Raw genomic sequence first — 14,291 nt, forward strand, 5'->3', positions numbered from 1 at the left:
ATTTAGAAAGGCTATCCCATGCACATTCACTATAACACAAATCAAACGACTTTACCACTAGAACTTGCTTGCATTTTACCACAAGACCATATTGTCTTTACCATTGAAAAAGTGGTGAATGCCTTGGAGTATAGTCACTTTCACGCTTTCTATCATAACTTTGGTCGGCCGTCTTATCACCCTAAAATGCTTTTAGCAGCTCTACTATTTGCCTACTCACAAGGAATTTTCCCTGGACGAAAAATCGAAAAAATGATGATTGAAAATATCGCTATGCAGTACCTAACGGGACAGTTGGTTGTCAGCTACCGCACCATCAATCGCTTTCGAGTCGGTGCAGGGATGGAAGACCTCATTCGTGATCTTTTCATTGACCTCAATCTTCGTTTGAAAACGGAAGAGTTAGTGACTTTAGATTGTCTGTTTATTAATGGCACTAAGATTGAAGCCAAGGCTAACAAGTATAGTTTCGTATGGAAAAAGGCAACGAACAAGTTTTCCCTCAAACTTCAAGAACAGATACAGATCTATTTTCAAGAAGAAATCACTCCCCTTATCCATCAAGCTATCGAACTGGATACACAAGAGCCTATCTCCTCAGAGCAGTTGCTTGAATTCGCTCAAGTCCTTGAAGAAGAATTGGGAAAACTGAACCAGAACATTGAGGAGACACCCGTTAAAGGGAAGGATGAACGTAAAACCCAGCGTCGGAAACTCAAGAAAGTCTTGCATAAAGTCAAGGAGGATTTTTCAGTACGTACTGAAAAATATGAGAGCTATCAAGACTTAAAAGCTAAAGAATGCCAGGCGCTTTTATCTCCCGAAGGTAGACAGATTTTCGCTCAACGTAAGGTTGATTTGGAACCTGTCTTTGGGCAGATAAAGGCTTGTTTGGGTTATAAGAGATGTAACCTAAAAGGCAAGCGTCAGGTGAAAATTGACATGGGATTAGTGCTCATGGCCAATAATCTCCTTAAATACAATAAGAGAAGGAGTCAAAATTAAAAGCTAGAGTTCCGCAATTGGAAAGCTCTAGCTTTTTTGTGGTCGAGAACTATTTTATCTCAGGCTCTTTGGCTATTTGCGATACATTTTGACTTGAAGATAGAGGTCATTGTAGGTTCCGAGCCATTTTGGACCTAATTGCTGATAGACTTCCAGATGCTTCATGGTTTCCTCGGTTGGATAAAAGGCCTCATCTTCCTGTACCTCTTCTGGCAGCATGGCCTTGGCAGGAAGGTTTGGCGTTGAGTAGCCAACATAAAGGGCATTTTTATAAGCATTTTCTGGTCTCAACATGAAATTGATAAACTGATAGGCAGCTTTTTTATTTTTGACCGTCTTTGGAATAACGATATTGTCAAACCAAAGATTGCTGGCTTCTGTAGGCACGACATAGCGCAAGTCTTCATTGGCTTCCAGCATTTGGCGAGCTTCACCAGAGAAGGTCACGCCGATAGCCGCGTTATTCTGAATCATATAACCCTTCATCTCATCAGCGACGATGGCCTTGATATTGGGCGTCAGAGTGTAAAGTTTATCGACAGCCTCCTGCAGCTGGTCAGCATCTTTGGAGTTAAGACTATGACCATTCGAGTTCAGACCAATCCCCATGACTTCACGGGCTCCGTCAATCATCATGATGGAGTTTCTGTATTCTGGCTTCCAGAGATCGTTCCAGTGTTCAGGCGCGTGCTCGACCATTTTAGTATTGTAAACAATGCCCAACGTTCCCCAGAAATAAGGAATGGAATACTGATTTCCTGGATCAAATGGCTGATCCAAAAAGTCTGAACCAATATTTTCCAGGCCTTTGATCTGGCTATGGTCCAATTTCTCCACCAAGTTTTCCTTCATCATTTTGGCAATCATGTACTCACTTGGGATTGCGATATCGTAGGTTGTACCACCTTGCTTAATTTTTGTGTACATGGCTTCGTTAGAGTCGAAGGTTTCGTACTGCACCTGCACGCCTGTTTCCTTGGTAAACTCAGTCAGTAATTCCGGATCAATGTAATCTCCCCAGTTATAGACAACCAATTTATCACTGCCCTTACTATTGGCTTTACTCTCAATCCGATAGCTAATGCCCCACAAAATCAGGATAATCGCAAGAATCCCTGCTAAAAACGAATAGAGTTTTTTCATGCTGCTTCCTCCTTCTCACGCGTGATAAAGTAATAGCCAATGACTAAAACGATACTAAAGAGAAAGACCAGAGCAGACAGGGCATTGATTTCCAAGGAAATTCCTTGCCGTGCACGGGAATAAATTTCTACGGAAAGAGTTGAGAATCCATTTCCTGTCACAAAGAAGGTCACAGCAAAGTCATCTAGTGAGTAGGTGAAGGCCATAAAGTAGCCGGCAATGATCGCTGGCGTCAGATAAGGCAGCATGATTTCCTTGAGCATCTGGACTTGACTGGCTCCCAAATCATAAGCAGCCTTAATCATGTCATCATTCATCTCTTTCAGCCTTGGCAAAATCATCAGCACAACAATAGGAATTGAAAAAGCGACGTGGCTGGCCAAAACGGACACAAAGCCCAGCTGGAATTTAGCCGTGGTAAAGAGAATCAGGAAGCTAGCCCCAATCATGACGTCAGGCGCCACCATCAAAATATTATTGATGGATAAGAAAGCGTCCTGATATTTTTTGCGGGCTTGGTAAATATAAATAGCACCAAAAGTTCCGATAATCGTAGCGATGAGAGAAGACAGAAAGGCCAAGAAGAATGTCTGCGCCAAAATCAAAATCAATCGTGAATCTTCAAACAGCTTTTGAAAATGAACCAGATCAAAGCCCGTAAATTTATTCATGTCATCGCCAGCATTGAAAGCATAGGCAATCAAGTAAAAGATCGGAAGATAAAGGATTAGAAACACAATCGCTAAATAAAGATTAGCAAATTTTTTCATCGTTCTCTCCTTTCCTTGGTTGCCCACATGGTGAAGAGCATGGCAATAATCAGAACTACTCCGATGGTTGAGCCCATTCCCCAGTTTTGCGTCGTCAAGAAATGCTGTTCAATGGCTGTTCCCAGCGTAATAACACGATTTCCACCGATCAAACGCGTCAGCATGAAGAGGCTGAGACTGGGAATGAAGACGGACTGCACACCACTTCTCACGCCATTCATTGAAAGTGGAAAGACGACATTGCGGAAAGTCTGCCAACGATTGGCACCCAAGTCATAGCTAGCATTGATGAGATTGGGATCCAAATCATCCAAGACGTTGAAAATCGGCAGAATCATAAAGGGCAGCTCAATGTAGCTGGCAACAAAAATAAAAGAAAAGTCAGTGAAAAGAATCTGCTTGGGACCGATACCGATAAAGGTCAAAAATTCATTTACCGAGCCGTTTTGCCCAAAAATACCGATAAAGGCATAGGCCTTAAGCAAAAGATTGATCCAAGTCGGCAGGACAATTAGCATGAGCCAGAGCTGGCGATGCTTGAGCTGGGTCAAAAAATAAGCAGTCGGATAGGAAATGAGCAAGGTCACCAAGGTGATGATGCCTGCGTAAAATACCGAGTTAAAGCTCATTTTCAAATAGGTCAAATTCTGCGAAGTGAAATAAATACGATAGTTTTCCAGCGTGAACTGCCCTTCGATATTAAAGAATGATTTCCAGACAATCATCATCACTGGAGCTAGGACAAAAAGCAGAATCCAAAGAAAATATGGAAGCATAAAAAGGTTAGAGGTTGTTTTCTTCATCTCTTTCCTCCTCAATGGCATTGATCAGCCCTGCTTCTTGTTCTTCGATTTCTACGTATTCTTCAATCCGAGCATCGAATTCTTCTTCGGTTTCATTGAGGCGCATGATATGGATATCCTCTGGCTCAAAGTCCAGACCGATTTCTTCTCCGACGATGGCCTTGCGGGTCGAGTGAATCATCCATTCATTTCCGAGTTCATCATAGGCGATAATTTCGTAATGAACCCCGCGGAAAAGCTGGGTATCTACTTTAACCTGCAGTTTTCCTTCTTCAGGCAGAGTAATGCGCAAATCCTCTGGACGAATCACCACTTCAACGGATTCGTTTGGTCGCATGCCTCCGTCAACTGCTTCAAAACGCTTGCCATTGAACTCGACCAAGTAGTCTTCGATCATCTTACCTGGAAGGATATTAGATTCTCCGATAAAGGTCGCAACAAAGTGGTTAATTGGCTCATCATAGATATCCACTGGCGTTCCTGACTGGACAATCTCCCCCTCATTCATGACAAAAATCCAGTCACTCATAGCTAAGGCTTCTTCCTGGTCGTGGGTGACAAAGACAAAAGTGATCCCGAGGCGCTGTTGGAGTTCACGGAGCTCATATTGCATATCCGTCCGCAACTTCAAATCCAGCGCAGAAAGAGGCTCGTCTAGTAGGACAACCCGAGGCCGATTGATGATAGCACGAGCAATGGCTACCCGCTGACGTTGACCACCTGAGAGTTTCCGAATAGAGCGACGCTCATAGCCTTCTAGCTGCACCATTTTCAGCACTTCAGCAACTCGCTCTTCAATTTCTTTTTTGTCTACCTTCCGTAACCGCAACGGAAAGGCTACATTCTCAAAAACATTCATATGCGGGAATAGAGCGTAGGACTGGAATACAGTATGAACATCCCGCTTATTAGTAGGAATGTCATTGATGCGAACACCATCCAAAAAGATGTCTCCCGTTGTCGCATCTAGCAGTCCTGCAATAATATTAAGGATGGTTGACTTCCCGGAGCCAGAAGCCCCTAGAAGCGTATAAAATTTTCCTTCTTCTAATTCAAAGTTAATATCTTTGAGAACGACGGTGTTACTGTCTTCAAAAACCTTCGAAACGTTTTTGAACTCAATAATTGGTTTTTTCAATTGGCATAAATTCCTTCTTTTCCATGTATTAACAGATTTTTGGTTCTGTCAGACCAAAAAAACCTCTCGAGGGCTACTATGGCCCTGCATACTTGCGATATCGATAGGCTTTCACCCCCTTTACTAATGACACATGGATATTGGCTATTCCAAAGACTTAGACAAATCTTAGAAAAGCAATCAGATAATTACATATTGGACTCTTATGCTTCTCCAATAATTCGAACTTCTCGTTCCAGAGTGACACCTGAATGCTCCTCGACTGTTTTAATAACATGAGCAATCAATTCTTCATAATCACTAGCTGTACCATGATCGACATTAACCATGAAACCAGCATGTTTTTCTGAAACCTCTACACCGCCGATTCGATAGCCTTTTAGACCGGCCTCACTGATTAATTGACCAGCAAAATGTCCCAGAGGACGCTTAAAGACCGACCCACACGATGGGTATTCTAAAGGCTGCTTGAGTTCACGTAGATAGGTCAGGCGTTCCATTTCCTGACGAATGTTTTGGTGGACACCTGGTGCCAGACCGAACTTAGCTGAAATGACGATGTCGCCAGTTTCTTGAATAAGTGAATGACGATAACCAAACCGCATATCACGTGCATCCAAGGTCTTAATTTCTCCTTCAGGGGTCAAGACCTTGCAAGAAACAAGCACATGAGCAATTTCTCCGCCATAAGCGCCAGCATTCATAAAGACAGCACCGCCGACACTACCCGGGATGCCACAGGCAAATTCAAAGCCAGTTAAACTATGATGAAGGGCAATACGAGTAGTCTGAGTTAGATTGGCACCAGCTTCTGCCTCAATCGTATAGCCATCTACTGTTACATTATTTAGCTTGTCAAACATGATGACAAAGCCTCGAATACCGCCATCTCGAACGATAATGTTACTTGAATTCCCAAGCACCAACCAAGGAATATTTTCACGATTGGCCAATTTGACAATCCGAGCCAATTCATAACGGTTGCGTGGAAAAACTAAGAAATCGGCAGCTCCGCCTACCTTTGTATAAGTGTATTGACTCAAAGGTTCATTAAAACGGATGTCGATTCCTTCTAATTCCGCAGAAAATTTTTCTAGGTTTTGCATGACTTACTCTCTTTTTTACAAATTACACTCTATTATATCAAAATTAAATGATATTTACGATAGACTAAGGGAATTAAAGATTCTTTTTCAAAGCAAAAAGAAAGAGGAGAACGAAGATTGTAGACCAACACTGCGTCCACAAGTTCGTCATCCTCAAACTCTCTTCTATTTTTCTACACGTACACCCTGAGTATCGACTTGCAACTGGAAGACTTGTCCATCAAAGCCTTGTTCCTTGATTTGCTGATAAATCTGCTCAGCTTTGTCTTTTGAAGATAAAACCATAACAGTCGGACCAGCTCCAGAGATGTAAGTCGCAAAAGCGCCCTGTTTTCTGGCTAAGAATTTAATGTCAGAAAATTCTTTGATAAGCGGTTGGCGATATCTCTCATGGAAACGATCGGATTCGATAGCACGACCAGCTGTTTTCATATCGCCCTTTAAGAGCGCTGCAACTGCGACATTGGCTACAGAGCTTGCTGCAACAGCTTCCTTGTATGAGAGGCGATTAGGCAAGACACGGCGGCTTTCAACTGTTCTCAACTCATAATCTGGAATAAAAGCGATAAAGCTGACCTCTGGGAAATCTGATACAACAGCTGAAACTTGATTTTGGAAAGAGCTTGCAATCACTAGATTTCCATAAATCGCTGGTGCGACATTGTCGGGATGCCCTTCGATTTTTGTCGCAATTTTCAACTTTTCATGATCTGATAAGTTCAGATTTGCTAACTGATTGGCCAGTTCAATCCCTGCAACGATAACAGAGCTAGAAGAGCCAAGACCGCGCGCCAAAGGAACATCGCTAGTCATTTTTAAGCGATGAGGCTGAAGGTCCGGGGCCAATTGCAGGGCAATCTTGATTAGTAAATTCCGTTTATCCGTTGGAATTCGAGGATTGAGGTCATGCTCAATGACCCACTCCTGACTTTCTTCCAAGACTTCGATTTCTAGATATTTGGAGACTGCGACACCAACTGAGTCAAAACCAGGCCCGATATTGGCACTGGTTGCTGGTACAATAATTTTCATCTTATTCTCCTAATACTTTAAAGGTATTGAGCAATTCGAACTCTGGTACCTCACGAAGCTTGGCAACTACATTTTCTAGCTGAGTCTTGCTGACAGCATGCGTGATGATGACCACACGTGCTGTTTCACCATCCGTACCTTCTTGCAGAATTTGCTTGAAGGAAACTTCTTCAGCATTGAAGATTTCAGCCAAATGCAATACTTGACCCTTGGCATCTGGAGCCAAGATAGAGAAATAATAGTTGCTCTTAACATCCTCAGGTTTAGCCAAGACAAGCTCGCGACTAAATTCATTGAAAGCTTTGCCAATTGTGCCTTCATTTAGGCGACGGACAATACGGACGATATCCGCAACGACACTGGTAGCAGTTGGTTTTTGACCTGCACCTGGACCGTAATACATGGATTCTCCGATACCGATTGACTCGACAAAGACCGCATTCATTACGCCGTTTACGCTAGCTAGTGGATGCGCTTTTGGCAAGAAAGTCGGTGTCACTTCCGCAGCGATCCCTGATGGTGTTTCCTCAATTGAGCCAACTAATTTCACTACATAGCCCAAATCTTGAGCAACAGCAACGTCTTCAGGCGTGATATTGCGAATACCTTGGTGGCTGACATCTTCAAACTTGATGTTCATACCAAAAGCAAATTGGCTGAGGATGACCATTTTATAGGCTGCGTCAATTCCATCAACGTCGTTCGTCGGGTCACTTTCAGCAAATCCTAATCGTTGTGCTTCTGCAAGAGCATCCTCGTAAGACCAGCCTTCTTCTACCATCTTGGTCATCATGAAGTTAGATGTTCCATTGACCACACCCAAAACGCGGGTAATCTTATCAGATGCCAGTGAATTAACCAAGGTGCGCAAAATAGGGATACCGCCTGCAACAGCAGCTTCATAGTAAAGGGCAACGCCATTTTTCTGAGCAATATCTAACAATTCAGAACCATGAACTGCCAGCAAGTCTTTGTTGGCTGTCACCACATGCTTACCTGCTTCAAGTGCACGTGTGATAAAGGTTTTAGCTGGTTCAATCCGTCCCATCAGCTCCACTACAATCGCAATTTCGCCGTCATTTAAGATTTCATCTACATTAGTTACAAAATTGTAATCATTTCCAGCTGCCAAAAGACGTTCTTTTTCAGCATCATCCTTGACTAAGACTTTAGCAACTTCAATCTCAGAATGAGCAGCCTGAACAATCTTTTCACCATTTTCTTTCAACAAGAAAGGAACACCACTGGCAACTGTTCCAAAACCAAGTAAAGCAATTTTAATAGACATGAGGAACTCCTTGAATATTTCTTATATAAAAAACATTATAACAAAAATATATAGAAATGCCTACAAATCTATTTGTATATTTGTTATAATGTAAGTAAAAATTTTAAACTCATGAGATTAGAAGGAGATACCATGACAGATAAACACATTGGAAGACGCATGCAAAGACATAAAGCTAAGAAAAAGGCATTCCTTTTTTCTATTATCAATCTTTTCTTGCTCCTTGCCCTAATCGTAGGCGGAATTTATCTTTGGAAGACTCAGTTCTCTCCTAGCAATCAATCTTCTGCAGGCAACCAAACTGTGCAATCCACCTCGAAGCCAGACTCTACCTCAACAAATGAAGAAGCTTCAAAAATCAAGTGGGTAAAACAAGACGAGCCTGTTAAGATCCCAATCTTGATGTACCATGCGATCCATGTAATGGATCCCTCTGAGGCAGCCAATGCTGGTTTGATTGTAGATCCAACTACTTTTGAAAGTCATTTACAGGCCCTGAAAGAAGCTGGTTATTATACTTTAACCCCAGATGAAGCTTACAAAGCTTTGACAGAAAATGTCCTACCTGAAAATAAAAAAGTAGTCTGGCTGACCTTTGACGATAGTTTGAAAGACTTTTATACCAATGCCTTCCCGCTACTTCAAAAGTACCAGATGAAGGCAACCAACAATGTCATTACTGGATTTGTCCAAGCTGGCCGTGAAGATATGCTGACGCTAGATGAGATCAAAGAAATGAAGGAAAAGGGAATGTCCTTTGAAGACCATACCGTCAACCACCCTGATCTATCAACTGCTACTGCTGATCAACAAACCCTTGAACTACGTGATTCTAAAGCCTTTTTAGATGACAATCTATCACAGAAGACGACGACTGTTGCCTATCCATCTGGCCGCTATAGTGATGCGACCTTGCAGATTGCTGAAAGTCTAGGCTATAAGATGGGATTGACGACCAATAACGGCCTGGCTTCCCTGTCTAATGGGTTGCTCTCACTCAATCGTGTTCGAGTGAACCCAACTACTACTGCAGAAGATTTATTAAACGAAATCGCTACAAATTAATCTCAGAAAGCTTGCTTCAGACGAAGCAGGCTTTTTCTATTTCCGATAGCAACTTCTTCTAATCACAAAAATACCAGTTCCAAAGAACTGGTGTAAAAGGTTATTTAGACTTGATGTAGTTGATACCGTCTGCTTTCGGAGCAACAGCTTTACCGAAGAAGGCTGCAAGAACCACAATCGTCAAAACGTATGGTGCAATCTGTAGATAAACTGTTGGTACTTTTGAAAGAAGAGGCAACTGATTTCCGATAACGGCCAAACTTTGAGAAGCCCCAAAGAAGAGACTTGCCAACATAGCGCCGATAGGACTCCATTTACCAAAAATCATAGCTGCCAAGGCGATAAATCCTGGACCTATGATAGTTGTCACAGCAAAGTTAACGGAGATTGACTGAGCATAGATAGCTCCACCAATACCGCCGAGCAAACCAGAAATCATAACACCGCAATAGCGCATGAGATAAACATTGATTCCTAGTGTATCTGCTGCCTGCGGATGTTCCCCAACTGAGCGAAGGCGCAATCCAAATTTTGTCTTAAACATGATAAACCAAGCAAGGAAAGAGAAGGCGATGGCCAAATATCCCATCAGACTTGTATGTTTGAAGAATATATCTCCTACGACTGGAATATCAGACAAAATAGGAAAATTAAATTTACCAAATGAACGCTGAATGTTGTCTGTTTGCCCCTTGTTGTAGATAGCTTTAACAAGGAAGACTGCCAAGGCTGGTGCTAGCAAGTTTAGAACCGTACCACTAACAACGTGATCCGCGCGGAAGTTAATAGTTGCTACAGCATGGATAAGGGAGAAGAGCACTCCGACTAAGCCAGCAGCAATCAAGGAGAGCCACGGAGTCAAGCTGCCAAAACTACTTTCGAAAGTCAGATTAAAGAGAACGCCTGTAAATGCTCCCATTACCATGATCCCTTCCAAGCCGACATTGACGACTCCGGCATGCTCCGAATAAGCTCCACCGATACTTGTAAAAATCAAGGGAGCCGCATAAATCAGCATAGATGATACTAATAAACCTAATATCGTTACAATACTCATCCTAGTTTCCCCCTTTCACTTTACCAGCTTCTTGCTTACGGTTTTTAAACAATTCAAAGACTGTCTTACCAGTCAGACGCTCAATCAGGTAATGGGCGCTGACAAAGAAGATAATCGAAGCTGTCACGATATTGACTAATTCTGTCGGAATCTGAGCCACGTTCATACCTGGCGCACCGACACTTAAAACTGCAAAGAGGAAGGCTGCAAAGAGAATTCCAATTGGAGAATTGGCTGCCAAAAGACTGACTGCCATACCATTGAAACCAACGCTCAATGAACTGCCTTGTACAAAGACATTCTGATAAGTACCCAGTCCTTCTACGACTCCTCCAAGTCCTGCAAGGGCACCAGAAATAATCATGGACAAGATGATGGTACGTTTAGAAGACATCCCTGCATACTCAGCTGCATTTGGGTTAAGACCAACAGCACGGATTTCAAAGCCAAGTGTTGTTTTCTTCAGCATATACCAGATTAGCACAACTGCAATCAAGGCAAAGAAAATACCAATATTCATCCGAGAGTTAGCTGTCAAACTTCTCAGCCATTCTGTTTGATAAATCGCATTGGCACCAACACGCTTACTAGAGTCAACACTCTGCATCACAGATTTTGGAAAGCTGCGGATAAAAGCATTTCCAACGAAGAGGACGATATAGTTCATCATAATCGTAACGATGACTTCACTCGTTCCTAAATAGGCACGTAGAATCCCTGGAATAGCACCAATGATCCCACCAGCCACTGCAGCAATGACTACAGTTGCTAGCAACATCAGAGGGCGAGGTAGGTCAGGGAAGGAAAGGGCAAACCAACCAGCTAAAATCCAACCAGCCAAGGCTTGGCCCGGAAGTCCGACATTGAAAAATCCAGCCCGACTAGCAACGGCAAAACCCAGACCAATGAGAACTAGAGGTCCCATTGCCCGAGAAATTTCACCCAAACTTCTCAAAGAACCGAATGCCGTTTTAAAGAGGGATTCATATCCCCAGATGGCATCATAGCCAAAGATAGCCATGACAATCGCTCCCAATAAAATCCCTAAAAGAACTGAGATTAAGGGAACTGCGATCTGCTGTGTTTTTTTAGACATTTGAATCTCCCTTCTAAATCTTACCACCAGCCATGAGAATACCAAGTTCTTGCTTATTGGTTTTCTCTGGAGTCACAATTCCTTGAATCTTACCATCATGGATAACGGCGATTCTGTCAGAAAGATTGAGTATTTCATCTAGCTCAAAGCTGACAACAAGAACTGCCTTACCTTGAGTACGCTCCTCAATCAAGCGTTTATGGATATATTCAATCGCTCCGACATCAAGACCGCGGGTTGGCTGACTGACAATCAACAAATCTGGATCACGATCCACTTCCCGAGCAATGATAGCCTTCTGCTGGTTTCCTCCTGAAAGGGCTGAAGCAGGTACATACTCGCTAGCTGCCCGCACGTCAAACTCTTTCATCAGATTGCACGCGTAAGAGTAAATATTATTGTAATTCAAGATGCCGTTTTTGCTGAGTGGCTCCTTGTAGTAAGTCTGCAAAGCAATATTTTCAGAAATGGACATCTGCAGCACCAACCCGTCACGATGGCGATCTTCAGGTACGTGGCTGACCTTCATCTCTGTAATCTGACGTGGTTTCTTACCAAGCACGGACTGGTTCTTGATCAAAATTTCACCCGAGCTCGCTTTTCTAAGTCCTGTAATAGCTTGAATCAACTCAGTCTGACCATTTCCGTCAATCCCTGCAATCCCAACAATCTCACCAGCACGAACATCCAGTGAAAGTCCTTTAACAGCTGGAACGCCACGATTCTCTTCAACGACAAGATTCTTGATTGAAAGAACTGTTTCTTGCGGATTAGAAGGTTTCTTCTCAGTCTTGAAGGAAACAGCCCGTCCCACCATCATTTCTGCCAAGTCTTGGTTGGTTGCACCAGCAATTTCAACGGTTTCGATCGATTTTCCTCGACGAATAACGGTCACTCGGTCAGAAACTGCACGAATCTCATCCAACTTATGGGTAATAAGAATGATAGACTTACCTTCCTTGACCAAGTTTTTCATGATTTTCATCAATTCATCAATCTCAGATGGTGTCAAAACAGCTGTTGGTTCGTCAAAGATGAGGATATCTGCACCACGGTAAAGGGTCTTCAGAATTTCAACCCGTTGTTGTGCTCCGACGGAAATGTCTTCAATCTTGGCAGATGGATCGACCGACAAACCATATTTCTTAGACAAACGCTTAATTTCTTGCGTAGCGCGTTTCAAGTCTAAGATGCCATTTTTTGTAATCTCACTTCCAAGAATAATATTTTCAGCAACAGTGAAGGCTTCCACAAGCATAAAGTGCTGATGCACCATCCCGATACCAAGTGAGGCCGCCTTTGATGGAGAGTCCAGCTTAACTGGCTTTCCGTTTACTACAATCTCACCACTAGTCGGCTCAAGTAGGCCGGCCAACATATTCATCAAGGTTGACTTCCCGGCACCATTTTCTCCTAAAAGAGCGTGAATTTCACCTTTTCGGAGTTCCAGATTGATTTTATCATTGGCCACAAATTCACCAAAAATCTTGGTAATTTCTCGCATTTCAATGACATTTTCATGTGTCATGGCTCTTTCCTTTCCAGAATTTCATTTTATGTCGATATAACCTCCTCGGACTCCTATCCTAGTAGGCTTAATCGATGCAAAGGCGTCAGAATTTAAAAATGAGCGACCCTAGTAGGTCGGATCGCTCAACATTCAATTATTTATCAGGAACTGTGATACTACCGTCAAGGATTTTTGCTTTTGCTTCTTCAACAGCTTTTTTAGCATCTTCAGAAAGGTTGGTTGTTGTCAAATCAACACCACCGTCTTTCAAACCAAAGGTTGTAGTTTTACCACCTGGGAATTTACCTTTAGCTGTTTGGTTAGCGATGTCTTGGACAGTCTTACCAACTTGTTTCAAGCTTGATGCCAAAACAAAGTTAGATTCTTTACCATCTTTAGATTTGTATTTACCTTCTTCAGTTTGGTCACGGTCAACACCAAGTACCCAAACTTTTTCATTTTCATTTCTTGTTTCGTTGATTGACTTAGCTTCGTTAAATACTCCAGCACCAGTACCACCAGCTACTTGGTAAACAACATCCGCACCACCAGCATAGTGAGCAGCTGCAATTGTTTTACCTTTAGCTGCATCGCCGAATGAGCCAGCATAGTCCACTTTAATCTTGATAGATGGGTCAACTGATTTCACACCAGCTTCGAAACCTTTTTCAAAACGTGTGATAACTGTTCCTTCTATACCACCAATGAAACCAACTTGTTTTGTCTTAGTCGTTTTTGCAGCTGCAACACCAGCAAGGTAAGCTGCTTCATTGTCTGCAAAGACTGCTGAAGCAACATTCTTTTGACCTTCAATCACATCGTCAATAATAACGTAGTTAATACTTGAATTATCTTTAGCAGCAGATTCAACGGCATCACGAAGGGCAAAACCGATACCAAATACTAAGTTGTAACCATCCGTAGCAGCTTGGTTTAGGTTGTTCGCGTATTGTGACTCGTCTGTTGATTGGAAGTAAGTATAGCCGTTATCTTTTGAAAGGCCATTTTCTTTCCCCCAAGCTTGCAAACCTTCCCATGCAGATTGGTTAAATGACTTATCATCAACACCACCTGTATCGGTTACGATAGCAGCTTTTAAATCAGTTTTAGCGTTAGAGCTATCTGATTTAGACGCACGATTCCCACATGCAGCAAGTCCGATTGCTGCGACAGACACTAGACCAAGACCTAGCCATTGTTTCTTGTTCATTTCTGAACCTCCTATATAAGATGTGCAACTTAGTTGCAAGTTTAATTTTGGTCAGTTGACCAGCAACA

13 protein-coding genes are annotated in these 14,291 nt (G+C 42.6%); 2 read left to right on the forward strand and 11 right to left on the reverse strand.

What is annotated here, in order from left to right; all coding sequences use genetic code 11:
• Positions 1-18: 18 nt before the first annotated feature.
• Positions 19-1,005 (forward strand): transposase, encoded by a 987-nt coding sequence (locus HMPREF9960_RS03465; RefSeq protein WP_005590162.1) that lies wholly within the window; start codon positions 19-21, stop codon positions 1,003-1,005.
• 72 nt (positions 1,006-1,077) lie between these two features.
• Here HMPREF9960_RS03465 and HMPREF9960_RS03470 read toward each other — a convergent pair whose 3' ends face one another.
• The 7 genes from HMPREF9960_RS03470 to HMPREF9960_RS03500 form a co-directional block, all read right to left on the reverse strand.
• A complete protein-coding gene (locus HMPREF9960_RS03470; protein ID WP_005590161.1) occupies positions 1,078-2,148 on the reverse strand; it encodes an ABC transporter substrate-binding protein in 1,071 nt (356 codons plus the stop codon).
• Positions 2,145-2,918: an ABC transporter permease gene (locus tag HMPREF9960_RS03475; RefSeq protein ID WP_005590157.1), complete on the reverse strand. Its 774-nt coding sequence runs from the start codon at positions 2,916-2,918 to the stop codon at positions 2,145-2,147. Before HMPREF9960_RS03475 ends, HMPREF9960_RS03470 begins: the two co-directional genes overlap by 4 nt.
• Complete coding sequence (locus HMPREF9960_RS03480; protein ID WP_005590155.1) at positions 2,915-3,721, reverse strand: ABC transporter permease; 807 nt, start codon at positions 3,719-3,721, stop codon at positions 2,915-2,917. Before HMPREF9960_RS03480 ends, HMPREF9960_RS03475 begins: the two co-directional genes overlap by 4 nt.
• On the reverse strand, positions 3,702-4,859 hold the full coding sequence (locus HMPREF9960_RS03485; RefSeq protein ID WP_005590153.1) for an ABC transporter ATP-binding protein: 1,158 nt from the start codon (positions 4,857-4,859) through the stop codon (positions 3,702-3,704). The genes HMPREF9960_RS03480 and HMPREF9960_RS03485 overlap by 20 nt, the downstream gene beginning before the upstream one ends.
• Positions 4,860-5,062: 203 nt before the next feature.
• Entirely contained in the window at positions 5,063-5,965 is a 903-nt protein-coding gene (murB, locus tag HMPREF9960_RS03490) for a UDP-N-acetylmuramate dehydrogenase (protein WP_005590152.1), read from the reverse strand.
• A 165-nt stretch (positions 5,966-6,130) separates the two neighbouring features.
• Complete coding sequence (gene thrB / locus HMPREF9960_RS03495; RefSeq protein ID WP_005590150.1) at positions 6,131-6,997, reverse strand: homoserine kinase; 867 nt, start codon at positions 6,995-6,997, stop codon at positions 6,131-6,133.
• A gap of 1 nt (position 6,998) precedes the next feature.
• Positions 6,999-8,285, reverse strand: a complete 1,287-nt coding sequence (locus HMPREF9960_RS03500) for a homoserine dehydrogenase (protein WP_005590149.1) — start codon at positions 8,283-8,285, stop codon at positions 6,999-7,001.
• Between the two features lie 132 nt (positions 8,286-8,417).
• Here HMPREF9960_RS03500 and HMPREF9960_RS03505 point away from each other — a divergent pair, with 132 nt between their 5' ends.
• Positions 8,418-9,350, forward strand: a complete 933-nt coding sequence (locus HMPREF9960_RS03505) for a polysaccharide deacetylase family protein (RefSeq protein WP_005592191.1) — start codon at positions 8,418-8,420, stop codon at positions 9,348-9,350.
• 100 nt (positions 9,351-9,450) lie between these two features.
• Here HMPREF9960_RS03505 and HMPREF9960_RS03510 read toward each other — a convergent pair whose 3' ends face one another.
• The 4 genes from HMPREF9960_RS03510 to HMPREF9960_RS03525 all read right to left on the reverse strand — a co-directional run bounded on the left by HMPREF9960_RS03510 (position 9,451) and on the right by HMPREF9960_RS03525 (position 14,223).
• Complete coding sequence (locus HMPREF9960_RS03510) at positions 9,451-10,407, reverse strand: ABC transporter permease (protein WP_005590147.1); 957 nt, start codon at positions 10,405-10,407, stop codon at positions 9,451-9,453.
• A 1-nt stretch (position 10,408) separates the two neighbouring features.
• Positions 10,409-11,503, reverse strand: a complete 1,095-nt coding sequence (locus HMPREF9960_RS03515) for an ABC transporter permease (protein WP_005592208.1) — start codon at positions 11,501-11,503, stop codon at positions 10,409-10,411.
• Between the two features lie 13 nt (positions 11,504-11,516).
• A complete protein-coding gene (locus HMPREF9960_RS03520; RefSeq protein ID WP_005590145.1) occupies positions 11,517-13,031 on the reverse strand; it encodes an ABC transporter ATP-binding protein in 1,515 nt (504 codons plus the stop codon).
• Between the two features lie 136 nt (positions 13,032-13,167).
• The gene (locus HMPREF9960_RS03525; RefSeq protein WP_005590144.1) at positions 13,168-14,223 is read right to left on the reverse strand and encodes a BMP family lipoprotein; all 1,056 of its coding nucleotides are present in this window, start codon (positions 14,221-14,223) and stop codon (positions 13,168-13,170) included.
• Between the last annotated feature and the right edge of the window lie 68 nt (positions 14,224-14,291).

Source organism: Streptococcus cristatus ATCC 51100 (assembly GCF_000222765.1).
In the GTDB taxonomy this organism is placed as follows: domain Bacteria; phylum Bacillota; class Bacilli; order Lactobacillales; family Streptococcaceae; genus Streptococcus; species Streptococcus cristatus.